Origin of the sequence: Lutibacter flavus, from assembly GCF_900188355.1 — a bacterium.
GTDB classification, from domain to species: domain Bacteria; phylum Bacteroidota; class Bacteroidia; order Flavobacteriales; family Flavobacteriaceae; genus Lutibacter; species Lutibacter flavus.
Genome location: NZ_FZNX01000003.1, coordinates 175,988 through 189,836 on the forward strand (window position 1 = coordinate 175,988; position 13,849 = coordinate 189,836).

Genomic DNA, 13,849 nt, shown 5'->3' on the forward strand with positions numbered 1-13,849 from the left:
AATTTTTAAATCTTAAGTTATATATAATGTTTAATTCAATTCTTTACTTGAGCCAATGACGGGATTTGAACCCGTGACCTCTTCCTTACCAAGGAAACGCTCTACCCCTGAGCTACACCGGCCAAAAAAATTGAGCGAGAGACCGGGCTCGAACCGGCGACAGTCAGCTTGGAAGGCTGAAGCTCTACCAACTGAGCTACTCTCGCAATAATTTTTTTTCAAATCATCACTGGTAATAAATACTTTATTCCAATTTTTTACTTGTGGTGAGAGAAGGATTCGAACCTTCGAAGCTTGCGCAGCAGATTTACAGTCTGCCCTCGTTGGCCACTTGAGTATCTCACCAATAATTTCAAAGATCTGAGTATAATCGAAGCCTAAGCCTCAATAAAACTACTCTTTCAATTTTTCAATAGATAAAATTAATTATTTTTATCTATTTTTGAGCCGATAGAGGGACTCGAACCCACGACCTGCTGATTACAAATCAGCTGCTCTAGCCAGCTGAGCTACATCGGCATTTTACTCCATAAAAGAAGCCCGCTATTTCTAACGGACTGCAAATGTATTAAAGTTTTAATTTTAAACAAAACTTTTTCTAACTATTTTTTATAAATTATTTTGTTCTTACTTTTTCTTTAATCTGCTTTAGTTTTCTTTTTAGCGAATCCACTGCTAACATTGCCCCTTCCTCAAATGTTTTACACTGTTTTTTCACTACAAAATCATTCCCGGAAATGTTCAATTTTACATCTACAGTTTTATTTTCTTTCTCGCTTGTTTGTTGAACCTTTAAAAATACTTCTGCATCCACAATTTTATCATAAAATTTTTCTAAACTTCCTACCTTTTTTTCAATGAATTCAATAAGTGATTTGTCCGCATTGAAATTAACAGATTGTACATGTACTTTCATAAATCTAAATTTTTTTGGCTCCTTGGATGAGCTTGGTTATATATTTCTTTTAATTTACCCAAACTACTATGGGTATAAACTTGTGTTGACGCTAAACTTGAATGCCCAAGTAATTCTTTTACTGAATTTAAATCAGCCCCTTCATTAAGCAAGTGTGTTGCAAAAGAATGTCTAATAACATGAGGGCTTTTTTTAACTTTTGACGACACACTACTAAAATAATTATTTATTATACGATACACAAGTGTATCGTAAACTTTTTTCCCTTTTTTGGTTATAAACAAATAAGGTTCTTTATTTTCTATTCGCTCTCTAAACTCTAAATATTTTTTTAACGATTGCAGTACTCGTTTTATTAACGGAATAATGCGTTCCTTATTTCGCTTACCAACAACTTTAACAGTTTCATTATTAAAATCTATACTACTTATTTCAATGTGAATCAATTCACTTCTACGAATGCCTGTCGAATAAAATAATTCTACAATTAATTTATTACGAATCGATTCAAAATTAATTTCTTCATCATGTAAATTTAACACATCAATTATTTCTTTTTCCGAAAAAGGAACCTGAATTTGTTGTGAAACTTTTAGCGCTTTGTGCTTTGACAAAGGACTTATTTCAATTTGTTTTGTTTTTTGAAGAAATTTATAAAACGATTTTAACGAAGATATTTTTCTATTAATAGTTCTATTAGATATTTCTAAATTAACTAAACTAACTATATAACTTCTAATTTGAGAATAATTTACCGAAGTTATACTCTGATCTTCACATTCACTAATACAAAATAATTGAAAATCATTCAAATCCTTTTCATAAGCAATTATGGTATGCTTAGAATATTTTTTTTCAATTAATAAATAGTCAAGAAAGGAATTTATAAGCATAAAAAAACCGTTAGAAAACAAACATACAAATTGTAAATTGTTTTAACTAACGGTTTTAAAGTTTTGGCTAAAATTTTTAGCCTTGCTCTTCTATTGTTCTTAAATTCTGAACATATTGAGCTTTTATGTTTTGTGCGCGTTTTATAACTGAAGGCTTGTTGAATTGTTTACGATTTCGTAAATTTTTCATTGTCTTCGTACGATCAAATTTTCTTTTATAACGCTTTAACGCTCTATCGATATTCTCTCCGTCTTTAACTGGTATGATTAACATATTTTAGCACCTCCTTTCAAGTCGTTCTCTTTTAATTTTTGGACTGCAAAGATACTATTATTTTTAATAAACCAAAATAATATTACTTTTTTTAACCATAATAAAAATTCAATCTTAAAATACCTGTAAACTGCTTATGTAACTGGCTTATATTCTTTTTTATCAATTACAATTTTTGAAATTATTTCTTTCAATATTTCTGATGTTCCACCTCCTATTGGACCTAATCTGCTATCTCTAAATAATCTTGCCATTGGATAATCTTCCATATATCCATATCCTCCTAACAATTGCAAACATTGATATATAACTTCATCAGCGATTTTAGTAGCCTTTAATTTAGCCATAGTTGCCTCTTTAACAACATATTGCCCTTTATTTAACCTATACACTATAGAATAATTAAATTCTTTACACATTTCAATTTCACTTGCCATATCGGCAACCTTGTGACGTAATGCTTGAAACTGGTTAATTGTTTTACCAAAAGATTTTCTTTCAGACATATATTGAATTGCATAGTCCAAAGCATATTCTGCTCTTGCATGCGCATTTACAGCCATAACAACTCGCTCCAACGCAAAATGCTGCATAATATATGGAAATCCTTTTCCTTCTTCACCTAATAAATTTTCAGATGGAATAATCACATTGTCAAATGCTATTTCAGCTGTATCCGAAGCTTTCCAACCTAGTTTTTCTAAAGTAGTTGCTGAAAGTCCGGCAGACTCTCTATCTACTACAAAAATACTCAACCCTTTATTTCCTAACTCAGGATTTGTTTTTGCAGCAACTACTAAATAATCTGAATAAACTCCATTTGTAATAAACGTTTTGGAACCATTTAATATATAGGTATCACCTTTTTTAGTGGCCGTAGTTCTCATTCCAGCAACATCAGATCCTCCAAATGGTTCTGAAATACAAAGGCAACCAACTTTTTTTCCACTAATACTTGGTGCTAAATAATTTTCTTTTATTTTTTGACATCCTTCTTTTTCAAGATGTGTCATGGCTAAATAAGTATGAGCCCACATTGCAGCAGCGAATCCTCCAGAATTCACTTTTTGCAGTTCTTCTAAAAAAATAACAGTGTAAAAAAGATCTAAGTTTAATCCCCCAAATTCTTCAGGATAATTCAGTCCGAAATATCCCATTTCTCCAAACTTGGTCCATATACCTTTATCAATAAACCCTGCTTTTTCCCATTTATCAATATTAGGAACAACTTCTTTTTGTAAAAAATCTCGAAAACTTTGTCGAAATGCCTTGTGCTCTTCAGTAAAATACATACTATTCATTTACAGGCTAACTATTATAATTATTGTGAATTTATTCTGCGACCAAATATAAGCTTATTCTCTCGAATTTTTCAATTGGAAAACCATCTATTTTCTTAAATTCATTTAACGATTGAATTTCAGCAACTTCATCTCTGTAGCTAAATATTTTCTTAGTTAGCTCATAATCAATATAAGCAATTGCTAAAACCTCTTTAAAAGTCGCTGTATTTATGTTTATTTTTTGAATTTTAGGTAATTCAATAACCTTAAAAAAATTTAAAACTTCGTCAGCTACATTTTTATCTAAATACCAAACTTCATAAAGCTGATCATTAAAAGAAAACCCTTGCAATTTAGTTCTATAATCTAGTATTCTTTTAGCTAATTTAACTCCAACGCCTTTTATTTTAATCAAATCTTCCGAATCAACTAAATTAATATCTTTCTCTTTAATTATTACAAGACTTTTTTGAATATACTTTGTGGAAGGGCTTTCTTTTTTTGAATTAACCCATTCAGGAAATTTAAAATTGGGACTTATAGTATTTAACAAACTATCACTAACTTTAGTTAAAGCTTGAAACTCTTTAGCAGAGTTTACATATTTGCCAGATGCCCTAAAATTTAAAAGCCTATCAATTTCATCAACAGACATTCCTAATTGATAACCTTTAAAATCTGATATATAATTTGGGTTAAACGGGTATATTTTTGGCTTTCTTTTTTCTAATTCAGCAATTTTTAAAGAATCCATTTCTTTTTTAAAATGAACAAACTCACTTTGTGAAACATCAATAGGTTCATTTGATGAAAAATCAACAATAAAGAAACCAATTTGAAGAACGATAATAATTAATAATAAAAAGAAAATCCCATTTCGTTGGCGTTTGTTATACCTGAAATGGGATTTAAAAAAATTCATTTTATGATAGAATAGTTTAATCTTAAATTATCAATTTATTTTTTAACTGTCACAGTTTTAATAGCTTCTATATAGGTTTCCATTTCTTCTCTAACTCTAGGGAATAACAAAAGTAACCCAATCATATTTGGAAACACTAAAGCTAAAATCATAGCATCCGAGAATTTAATTACAGCATCAAGGGTTGCTGAAGCACCTATTACAACAAAAATTAAAAATAAAAATTTATAAACTAAATCAGCGCTTTTACCTCTACCAAATAAATATTTCCAAGATTGTAAACCGTAATAAGACCAAGATATCATAGTTGAAAATGCGAATAAAATAATAGCAATTGTTAACACATAACTAAATCCTGGGATTACAGAATCAAAAGCCATAGAAGTTAAGTCTACTCCTCCAATATATTGTTGAGTTTCATTTAATAATACGGCGCTATTTACAGAATTTCCGTAATCAAAGGCTCCAGCATCCATATTAAAAAAGATAATAACTAAAGCTGTCATAGTACAAATAACTACAGTATCTATAAAAGGCTCTAGTAATGCTACAACACCTTCACTTGCTGGATATTTTGTTTTCACTGCTGAATGTGCAATTGCGGCAGATCCTGCACCGGCCTCATTTGAAAACGCCGCTCTTTGAAATCCAACTATTAATACTCCGAGAACACCCCCTAAACCGGCCTCAGGAGTAAATGCACCAGAGAATATCATTGAAAATGCATCTCCAACATATTTTATATTTGCAAAAATAATTACTAGTGAAGCTATAATATAAATTCCAGCCATAAATGGCACTATTTTTTCGGTAATCTTAGCAATTCTCTTAATACCTCCAATAATCACAATTCCAACTAATATTGCCATAATTACACCAATAATAAATCCAGAAGCTCCACCTTCTAAACCTAACATTGATTCTATTTGAACTGCTGCCTGATTGGATTGAAAAGCATTTCCCCCTCCAAATGAAGCTCCAACACATAATACTGCAAACATTACAGCCAAAATCTTACCTAAAATAGCCTTATTCTGTGCTTCAAGCCCTCTTTTTAAATAATACATTGGACCTCCATATACTGTACCATCTTCACCTACATCTCTATATTTTACTCCTAATGTACATTCTACAAATTTAGTTGACATACCAATTAAACCACAAACAACCATCCAAAATGTTGCACCAGGCCCACCAACAGCAATTGCTACTGCAACCCCCGCAATATTACCTAATCCTACGGTACCTGAAACTGCTGTTGCCAAAGCTTGAAAATGACTTACTTCACCATCTTTACTTTCATCTCCTATAGTATCAACTAAATCTCCATCAACAATATTCAAATCTGCTTTTTCCACACCATGATGATCAATCTCATCGTATTTACCTCTTACTGTATTAATTGCCAACCTAAATTTTGTAACTGCTGGAAATCCAAAATATATTGTAAAAAAAGTTGCTCCAATAACCAAAAGCAAAACTACTAAAGGAACATTATTTCCAGCGATAGGAACCGTAGTTAATACAAAACCTTCCCACCAAGTGGCGAAAGGCATAAAACCTTCATTTATTCTTTCATCTAATCCTTTTTCTGCTGATTCTTGGGCAAATGTTAAAAATGGCACTACTAATAATAGAAGTGATAGAAGCTTTTTACTCATAATTTTTTGGTTAATTTTTAAAAGTTGCTGCAATATGGCGAAAAAATGATGTTGCTACAAATAAATAATAACTAAATCTTAAAAATGTTCGTTTTTTATTCCTTTTTTAAAAAAGCGCTCGTAACTTCAGAATTTGGTCTTTATCTCCTAAAACAATTAAATAAGTATCTTTTTCTAATTGAGTTTTTGCATCAGGATTTATTAAGTAATCACCTGCTTTGGTTTTAAAACCTATTACATTACATCCCGTTTTTTTGCGCAAATCAAGATCCAAAATTGTTTTATCAATATACTCTTTAGGTAATTCATTTACAGAGATTTCTTCTAAATTAGCTTCAACATCGCCCGCAATAGTAAGTCTATCAACAAATTCAACTAAATCTGGAGTCACAACTAATGAAGCCATATGCGCCCCTCCTAATTTATCTGGCATTATAACATTTGTAGCTCCCGCAAATTTTAGCTTCCCGTATGAAGATTCATTAGAGGCCCTACTTATTATAGTGAAATCCTTATTAAATTGCCTTGCTGATAAAACAACAAATAAATTATCAGCATCAGATGGCAGAGCTGTTATTAAACTTTTTGCCCTATCCAAACCTAGTTTAGCCAAATCTTCATCTTTGGTAGCATCTCCATCAACAAACAAAATATTATCTCGTTCTAATTCAGCAATTTCAGCCGTTCTTTTTTCTATAACCACACAAGGCTGATTAAATTGAATTAATTTAGCAACCGCTTGTTTTCCATTTCTGCCATAACCACAAACCACCGTATGGTTATTCATATTTTCAATTTTCTGTTCCACCTTTTTAATTTTTAATTGTTCTAAAAATTTTCCACTTGCCAAATATTCTGTTATTGCAGTTACTGCATAACCATAAGCTACTATACTTATTAATATTAAAAATATTGTAAAAAGTTTTTCACTCGGGCTAAAAGAGTGTATTTCACCAAAACCCACAGTAGTCATGGTAATAACAGTCATATAAAGAGAGTCTACAAAATTATCTCCTGAAATTATCATGTAGCCAGAAATTCCAATAGCCATAACTATAAGTAATAATGCAATTGAAATAGATAATTTGGGTCTCAATATCATATATTATAAATCAAATACTGACCTTCTTTTAGTGTAAAACAAATCTTTTAAACGCAATAAAAAAGCCAATGTTAAGTATATCCCAAAAGAAAAACCTAAAGTTACAAATGAGATATATATAAAAAACAAACGAACGTTTGATACATTTATACCTAATCGATCAGCAAATCTTGAAGAAACAGCAAAACCGTGTTTTTCAAAAAAATGTCTTAAAGAATCTATCCACTTCACAGGCTTTAAATTTTAATGCAATATACTAATTTTCAAAATAAGATATAGTTGAATATCTAAATTGTAGTTACAATTTTTTAACTTTGCAACTTTCCAAAAATCTAATGGCAAAACACGAAGAGTATATTGAAGTATTAGGAGCCCGAGTTCATAATTTAAAAAATATTGATGTTCGTATTCCTCGAGAAAAATTGGTAGTTATTACTGGCTTAAGTGGTAGTGGTAAATCTTCATTAGCTTTTGACACTATTTATGCCGAAGGCCAAAGAAGATACATTGAAACTTTTTCTGCTTATGCACGTCAATTTTTGGGTGGATTAGAAAGACCTGATGTTGATAAAATAGATGGGCTTTCACCAGTTATTTCAATAGAACAAAAAACAACCAATAAAAGTCCGCGTTCAACAGTTGGAACCATAACTGAGATTTATGATTTTTTAAGGCTACTATTTGCCCGTGCAGCTGATGCTTATTCATACAATACCAATAAAAAAATGGTAAGCTATTCTGATGAGCAAATTAAAGAATTAATTCTAAGCGAATTTGAAGATAAAAAGATAGTAATACTTGCTCCAGTAATAAAATCGAGAAAAGGACATTATAGAGAATTATTTGAACAAATTGCTAAACAAGGTTTTGTTAAAGTTAGGGTTGATGGTGAAATTAGAGAAATTGAAAAAGGAATGCGTCTTGACCGTTACAAAATGCATGACATTGAAATTGTAATTGACAGATTATTGGTAAATACAGCTTCAGAAAAAAGATTGGAAGAAACAATTACAACTGCTTTGTATTCTGGTGAAAATGTAATTATGGTTTTAGAGCACAATACAAATACTCCTAGGTATTTTAGCCGAGATTTAATGTGTCCCGAAACAGGAATTTCATATCCAAATCCAGAACCAAATACGTTTTCATTTAATTCGCCAAAAGGAGCTTGCACAACTTGTAACGGATTAGGAAGAATTAATAAGGTTAATGTTCAAAAAATTATTCCTGATTCAAAAATTTCAATAAAAAGCGGAGGAATTGCTCCTATTGGAGAAGAAAAAAATAGTTGGATTTTTAAGCAATTACAATTAATTGGAGATCGCTATAATTTTAAACTTAGTGACCCTATTTCAAGTATTCCAAAAGAGGCTATTGATATTATTTTAAACGGTGGAAAAGAAAAGTTTGACATTGCTTCAAAAACAATGGGAATTACCCGAAATTATGAAATAGATTTTGAAGGAATTATCAATTTTATTGAAAATCAATATAAATTAAGTGAATCAACTTCCATAAAACGTTGGGCTAAAGATTTTATGAATGAAATGAATTGTGACTCTTGCAATGCAAATCGTTTAAAAAAAGAGGCTTTATATTTCAAAATAAATGATAAAAACATTTCGGAACTAGCACAGCTTGATGTTTTAGAACTTGCTGAATGGTTTTCAAAAATTGAAGATAAATTATCAGAAAAACAACTAAAAATAGCTTCAGAAATATTAAAAGAAATTAGAACCAGAATTCAATTTTTATTGGATGTTGGTTTAGATTATTTAACGTTAGACAGAAGTTCTAAATCACTTTCCGGGGGTGAAGCTCAACGCATTAGATTGGCTACCCAAATTGGATCTCAATTGGTTGGAGTGCTCTATATTTTAGATGAACCAAGTATTGGGTTACATCAGCGTGATAATGAAAAACTAATTAAATCGCTTATAAACTTAAGAGATATTGGTAATTCTGTAATTGTTGTTGAACATGATAAAGACATGATTGAGCACGCCGATTACGTTTTAGATATTGGCCCGGGCGCAGGTGTACACGGGGGAGAAATTGTTAGTGAAGGAACTTTTGAAGAGTTAAAACAGCACAAAACTTTAACAGCCGATTATTTAAATGGAACTAAGGAAATTATGGTTCCTAAAAAGAGAAGAAAAGGAAACGGAAAAAAAATAAAATTATCTGGTGCAACTGGAAATAATTTAAAAAATGTAACCGTAGAATTTCCATTAGGGCAAATGATTTGTGTTACTGGAGTTTCAGGAAGCGGAAAATCTACCCTTATAAATGAAACATTATATCCAATTTTAAACAAGCATATTTATAGAGGTGTAAAAAAACCAATGCCTTACAAATCTATAGATGGATTAGAACATGTAGATAAAGTAATTGATATTGATCAATCACCAATTGGAAGAACTCCCCGATCAAATCCAGCAACTTATACCGGGGTTTTTAGTGAAATTAGAAGTCTATATACCAAAACAAGTGAGGCTGCAATTAGAGGCTACAAAGCTGGCAGGTTCTCTTTTAATGTTAAAGGTGGAAGATGCGAGACTTGCCAAGGAGGTGGAGTTCGTGTTATAGAAATGAATTTTTTACCAGATGTTCATGTGGAATGCGAAACGTGTCAAGGGAAGCGTTTTAATAGAGAAACTTTAGAAATTAGATATAAGGGAAAATCAATTTCTGATGTTTTAAAAATGACTATTGAAGAAGCTGTCGTGTTTTTTGAAAACATTCCGAAAATTTACAGAAAACTAAAAACAATTAACGATGTTGGTTTGGGTTATATAACGCTCGGACAACAATCTACTACACTTTCAGGTGGCGAAGCACAACGGATTAAACTAGCTGCAGAATTATCTAAAAGAGATACAGGAAATACTTTTTATATATTAGACGAACCAACTACAGGCTTACATTTTGAAGACATTCGCGTGTTAATGGAGGTACTTAATACGTTAACAAATAAAGGAAATACGATACTTGTAATTGAACATAATATGGATGTAATAAAATTAGCAGATTACGTTATTGATATAGGTATGGAGGGTGGAAAAAATGGTGGCCAATTAATATGCTGTGGAACCCCAGAAGAGATTTGTTCTGATAAAAGAAGTTATACTGCTAAATTCTTAAAAAAAGAATTACATTAGGCTCCTAATTTTTTTAAAATTAAATTATTAATATCATAGAAAAGACATTTTTGAAATATGACACCAAATGACGATAAAAAAATAAGAGAAAAGTTTCAACAAAAAACATGGAACCAAATTAAAGCCAATGACTCTTGGGCCATTTTTAAAATAATGGCAGAATTTGTTGAAGGGTTTGAGCGTTTGAGTAAAATTGGCCCTTGTGTTAGTATTTTCGGTTCTGCTAGAACCAAAGAAGACCACGCCTATTATAAATTGGCAGAAAATATAGCTTATGAGTTAACAAAAAACGGTTATGGAGTTGTAACTGGTGGTGGCCCTGGAATTATGGAAGCAGGAAATAGAGGTGCGCATCGTGGTAAAGGAACCTCAGTTGGCTTAAATATTGAATTACCATTTGAACAACATGACAATCCTTATATTGATTCTGATAAAAGCTTAGATTTCGACTACTTTTTTGTTAGAAAAGTGATGTTTGTAAAATATTCACAAGGATTTGTAGTAATGCCTGGTGGATTTGGAACAATGGACGAATTATTTGAAGCCATTACGCTTATTCAAACAAAAAAAATAGGAAAGTTTCCAATTATTCTAGTTGGGCGAAAATTTTGGGCAGGTTTATTTGAATGGATTAAAAATACCCTACTTGAAGAAGGAAATATAAGTCCAAAAGATCTAGATTTAATTTCATTAGTCGATACCGAAAAAGAAGTACTTGAGGTTATTGATAATTTCTATAAAAAATACAGTTTAAGCCCTAATTTCTAAACTTAATTCTCTTGAAAAAGCACGCATTTTTATTCTTAATTTTTATAACTATTTGTTTCAATAAAATAAATTGTCAAACAAATAATATAAGAATATTTGCGGCATTAAACTCAGAAACAAACGAAATTAAGATTCAACAAGAAACTATTTTTTATAATAAATCTAAAAGTGTTCTAAATGAAATTTATTTTCATAATTGGCCTAATGCTTATAAAGACAAAAAAACTCCTTTAGCAAAAAGATTTATTGAAAATTATTCGAAAACATTTCATTTTGCAAACGATAAACATAGAGGGAATACCACCATTAACGGAATTTCTGCAAACTTTAACACAGCAAATTTTGAAATTACTGAAGAAAATCCAGATTTTTTAAAGGTTAATTTATATGAACCTCTAAAACCAAAAGATTCAGTTAAAATATCTATCACTTATTTAGTTAAAATCCCAAACGATAAATTCACTAAATACGGAGTAAATGAACTCGAATATAATTTAAGGTACTGGTATTTAACACCTGCCATTTTTGATACAAAATGGCAACTTTATAACAACTTAGATTTAGATGATTTGTATGTTGATTATACAGATTACAACATTAGTTTTAAAGTTCCAAAAGATTATGAAATAACTAGTGATTTAATCGGCTCCTATTATGTGAAAGATTCCATTAAAAGTTATGGCTTAACAGGTAAAAAAAGATTTGATATTGAATTAAATATTTCTAAAATTAATGGCTTTAAGGATTATACTTTTGATGGTCAAACAATTACTAGTAATATTATTTCTGAAGATTTAAATGACGATGTAAAAGCAAGCATATTAAAACGAGAATTTTATTTTATTAAAACATTTTTAGGTAATTATCCACATGATAAAATAGTGCTAAGCCAGATAGAATATGATAAAAATCCAGTTTATGGCTTTAATCAATTACCTTCATTTTTAGCTGCTTACAATAACGCTTTTGAGTGGGATATTAAACTTTTTAAAATGCTTTCGCAAGAATATATAGACCAGCTTTTTCTTTTTAATAAAAGAGAAGATTATTGGTTAGCTAATGGGTTACACACTTATTTAATGATTAAATATGTTGAAAAATATTATCCAGAAGTAAAAGCAATTGGAAATATATCAAAACTTTGGGGAGTTAAAAATTTTAGCATAGCAAAAATAAATTTTAACGAAAAATATCATTTTGTATATCAATTTGCAGCACGAAAAAATTTAGACCAAGCGTTAGAAACACCAGCTGACTCTCTATCCAATTTTAACAGAAAAGTAGCTAATAGTTATAAAGCTGGTTTAGGTTTAAAGTATTTAGAAAATTATATGGAAGACGCTTTTGTACCCTCATTAATTTGGAATTTTTCTTATGCAAATTCTGGGAAACAAGTAAAAAGTGAGCAATTTTTAAATTATTTAAAACAAAAAACAGAGAAAGATTTGTCTTGGTTTGAAAATGATTATTTAAAGACCAACAAAAAAATAGATTATAAAATTCAAAAAATTACTGAGAAAAATGATTCACTAGAAATTAGCATTGCAAATAGAAGAAATTTTACAGCACCTATTCAATTATATGGAATTCAGGATAAAGAAATAAAATTTAAAAAATGGCTTACAGGAATCGATTCTTTAACTACAATTACAATTCCTAAAAGTGGTTTTAATAAACTTTCATTAAATTATGAATCACAATTACCCGAATATAATTTAAGAAATAACTGGAAAGATCTAGATAGAAAAATATTTAATAGACCCTTACAATTAAAATTTCTAAAAGACATTGAGGATACTTACTATAACCAATTATTTTACACTCCTGTTTATAGATTTAATTATTATGATGGTCTCGTTTTAGGTATGGCTTTATCAAATAAAACACTTTTAAATAAAAATGTAAACTATAAAATAACACCATCATATAGTACTAAAAGTAATACGCTTTCTGGTTCTGCCTCTTTTCAATATGAATACCTGCCAGAAAACAAAAAAATAAATCGATTTGCTTTAGGAATATCCGGTAGTAGCTATCATTATGCCCAAGATTTATCTTATACAACAATAAATCCATATGCATTATTAGAATTTAGGAGAAAAAGTTTAAGGGATGTTAGAAGTAAAGCTTTAGTTGCATCTTATACATTAGTAGATAGAGAAAAATCCCCAACACAAACTCAACATATAGAAACTAATAAATACAATATTTTTAGACTTGGTTATGGATATTCTAAACCTGCAATATTAGATGATGTTAGATTTTCAACCGGATTACAAGTTTCAAATAAGTTTAGTAAACTTTCATTAACAGCTAGATATAGAAAATTAACTGATGCTAACAGACAGTTTGACTTTCGGTTTTTCGCGGGTGCATTCTTAAGGAATAAAACAGAAACAAACTATTTTGATTTTGCACTGGACCGACCAACAGATTATTTATTTCAATATGATTATTTGGGAAGGTCTGAAACTTCTGGTTTTTTCAGTCAGCAAATAATAATAAATGAAGGTGGTTTTAAATCTAAACTTCCCGTTTCTTATGCAAATCAATGGTTATCTACTTTAAATATTAGCGTTGGATTATGGCGTTGGTTTGAAGTTTATAATGACGTTGGCTTTGTTAAAAACCGAAACCAAAAAGTATACTTTGCACATGAAAATGGTGTTAGACTTAACTTTATTCAGGATATTTTAGAAGTATATTTTCCATTTCATTCTAATTTGGGATGGGAATTAGGTGCTCCTCAGTATAGTTCGAAAATTAGATTTGTATTGGTAATTAAACCAAAAAGAATTTATAATTTTGTTAAAAGAGGGTTTTATTAAATTTATCGATTTTATAATTTAATTGAATTATCCTTATTCTT

11 protein-coding genes and 4 tRNA genes are annotated in these 13,849 nt (G+C 30.1%); 3 read left to right on the forward strand and 12 right to left on the reverse strand.

The window, feature by feature from the left end:
* Positions 1-50 precede the first annotated feature (50 nt).
* From CHB63_RS09680 to CHB63_RS09735, 12 genes are all read right to left on the reverse strand, one after another.
* Positions 51-122, reverse strand: a tRNA-Thr gene (locus CHB63_RS09680).
* 11 nt (positions 123-133) lie between these two features.
* A tRNA-Gly gene (locus CHB63_RS09685) sits at positions 134-206 on the reverse strand.
* Positions 207-264: 58 nt separating this feature from the next.
* Positions 265-345: transfer RNA gene (locus tag CHB63_RS09690), tRNA-Tyr, on the reverse strand.
* Positions 346-445: 100 nt separating this feature from the next.
* A tRNA-Thr gene (locus tag CHB63_RS09695) sits at positions 446-519 on the reverse strand.
* Positions 520-616: 97 nt separating this feature from the next.
* Positions 617-916, reverse strand: coding sequence for an HPF/RaiA family ribosome-associated protein (locus CHB63_RS09700; protein ID WP_089378268.1), 300 nt, complete (start codon positions 914-916; stop codon positions 617-619).
* Complete coding sequence (locus CHB63_RS09705) at positions 913-1,809, reverse strand: tyrosine-type recombinase/integrase (RefSeq protein ID WP_089378269.1); 897 nt, start codon at positions 1,807-1,809, stop codon at positions 913-915. The genes CHB63_RS09700 and CHB63_RS09705 overlap by 4 nt, the downstream gene beginning before the upstream one ends.
* Before the next feature lie 76 nt (positions 1,810-1,885).
* Positions 1,886-2,083, reverse strand: a complete 198-nt coding sequence (gene rpsU, locus CHB63_RS09710; protein ID WP_089378270.1) for a 30S ribosomal protein S21 — start codon at positions 2,081-2,083, stop codon at positions 1,886-1,888.
* A gap of 134 nt (positions 2,084-2,217) precedes the next feature.
* Positions 2,218-3,384: an acyl-CoA dehydrogenase family protein gene (locus tag CHB63_RS09715; RefSeq protein WP_089378271.1), complete on the reverse strand. Its 1,167-nt coding sequence runs from the start codon at positions 3,382-3,384 to the stop codon at positions 2,218-2,220.
* Between the two features lie 31 nt (positions 3,385-3,415).
* Positions 3,416-4,288, reverse strand: coding sequence for a ComEA family DNA-binding protein (locus CHB63_RS09720; RefSeq protein WP_089378272.1), 873 nt, complete (start codon positions 4,286-4,288; stop codon positions 3,416-3,418).
* Positions 4,289-4,323: 35 nt separating this feature from the next.
* Positions 4,324-5,949, reverse strand: a complete 1,626-nt coding sequence (locus tag CHB63_RS09725; RefSeq protein ID WP_089378551.1) for an alanine/glycine:cation symporter family protein — start codon at positions 5,947-5,949, stop codon at positions 4,324-4,326.
* 106 nt (positions 5,950-6,055) lie between these two features.
* Positions 6,056-7,051, reverse strand: coding sequence for a potassium channel family protein (locus CHB63_RS09730; RefSeq protein WP_089378273.1), 996 nt, complete (start codon positions 7,049-7,051; stop codon positions 6,056-6,058).
* A gap of 3 nt (positions 7,052-7,054) precedes the next feature.
* Positions 7,055-7,282: a PspC family transcriptional regulator gene (locus CHB63_RS09735; protein WP_089378274.1), complete on the reverse strand. Its 228-nt coding sequence runs from the start codon at positions 7,280-7,282 to the stop codon at positions 7,055-7,057.
* Positions 7,283-7,386: 104 nt separating this feature from the next.
* On the opposite strand from CHB63_RS09735, the gene uvrA reads away from it, so the two are divergent.
* From uvrA to CHB63_RS09750, 3 genes are read left to right on the forward strand one after another with little or no spacing between them, the layout of a single operon-like run.
* A complete protein-coding gene (gene uvrA / locus CHB63_RS09740) occupies positions 7,387-10,212 on the forward strand; it encodes an excinuclease ABC subunit UvrA (RefSeq protein ID WP_089378275.1) in 2,826 nt (941 codons plus the stop codon).
* 57 nt (positions 10,213-10,269) lie between these two features.
* Positions 10,270-10,980: an LOG family protein gene (locus tag CHB63_RS09745; protein ID WP_089378276.1), complete on the forward strand. Its 711-nt coding sequence runs from the start codon at positions 10,270-10,272 to the stop codon at positions 10,978-10,980.
* 11 nt (positions 10,981-10,991) lie between these two features.
* Positions 10,992-13,808 carry a gluzincin family metallopeptidase gene (locus CHB63_RS09750; RefSeq protein ID WP_089378277.1) on the forward strand — a complete coding sequence of 939 codons (2,817 nt, stop codon included), beginning with the start codon at positions 10,992-10,994 and terminating at the stop codon, positions 13,806-13,808.
* Positions 13,809-13,849 lie beyond the last annotated feature (41 nt).

Coding starts and splice junctions, on each gene's coding strand:
- CHB63_RS09725 (WP_089378551.1), bottom strand. CDS start 5,949: ATGAGTAAAAAGCTTCTATCACTTCTATTATTAGTAGTGCCATTTTTA.
- CHB63_RS09705 (WP_089378269.1), bottom strand. CDS start 1,809: ATGCTTATAAATTCCTTTCTTGACTATTTATTAATTGAAAAAAAATAT.
- CHB63_RS09715 (WP_089378271.1), bottom strand. CDS start 3,384: ATGAATAGTATGTATTTTACTGAAGAGCACAAGGCATTTCGACAAAGT.
- uvrA (WP_089378275.1), top strand. CDS start 7,387: ATGGCAAAACACGAAGAGTATATTGAAGTATTAGGAGCCCGAGTTCAT.
- rpsU (WP_089378270.1), bottom strand. CDS start 2,083: ATGTTAATCATACCAGTTAAAGACGGAGAGAATATCGATAGAGCGTTA.
- CHB63_RS09700 (WP_089378268.1), bottom strand. CDS start 916: ATGAAAGTACATGTACAATCTGTTAATTTCAATGCGGACAAATCACTT.
- CHB63_RS09730 (WP_089378273.1), bottom strand. CDS start 7,051: ATGATATTGAGACCCAAATTATCTATTTCAATTGCATTATTACTTATA.
- CHB63_RS09745 (WP_089378276.1), top strand. CDS start 10,270: ATGACACCAAATGACGATAAAAAAATAAGAGAAAAGTTTCAACAAAAA.
- CHB63_RS09720 (WP_089378272.1), bottom strand. CDS start 4,288: ATGAATTTTTTTAAATCCCATTTCAGGTATAACAAACGCCAACGAAAT.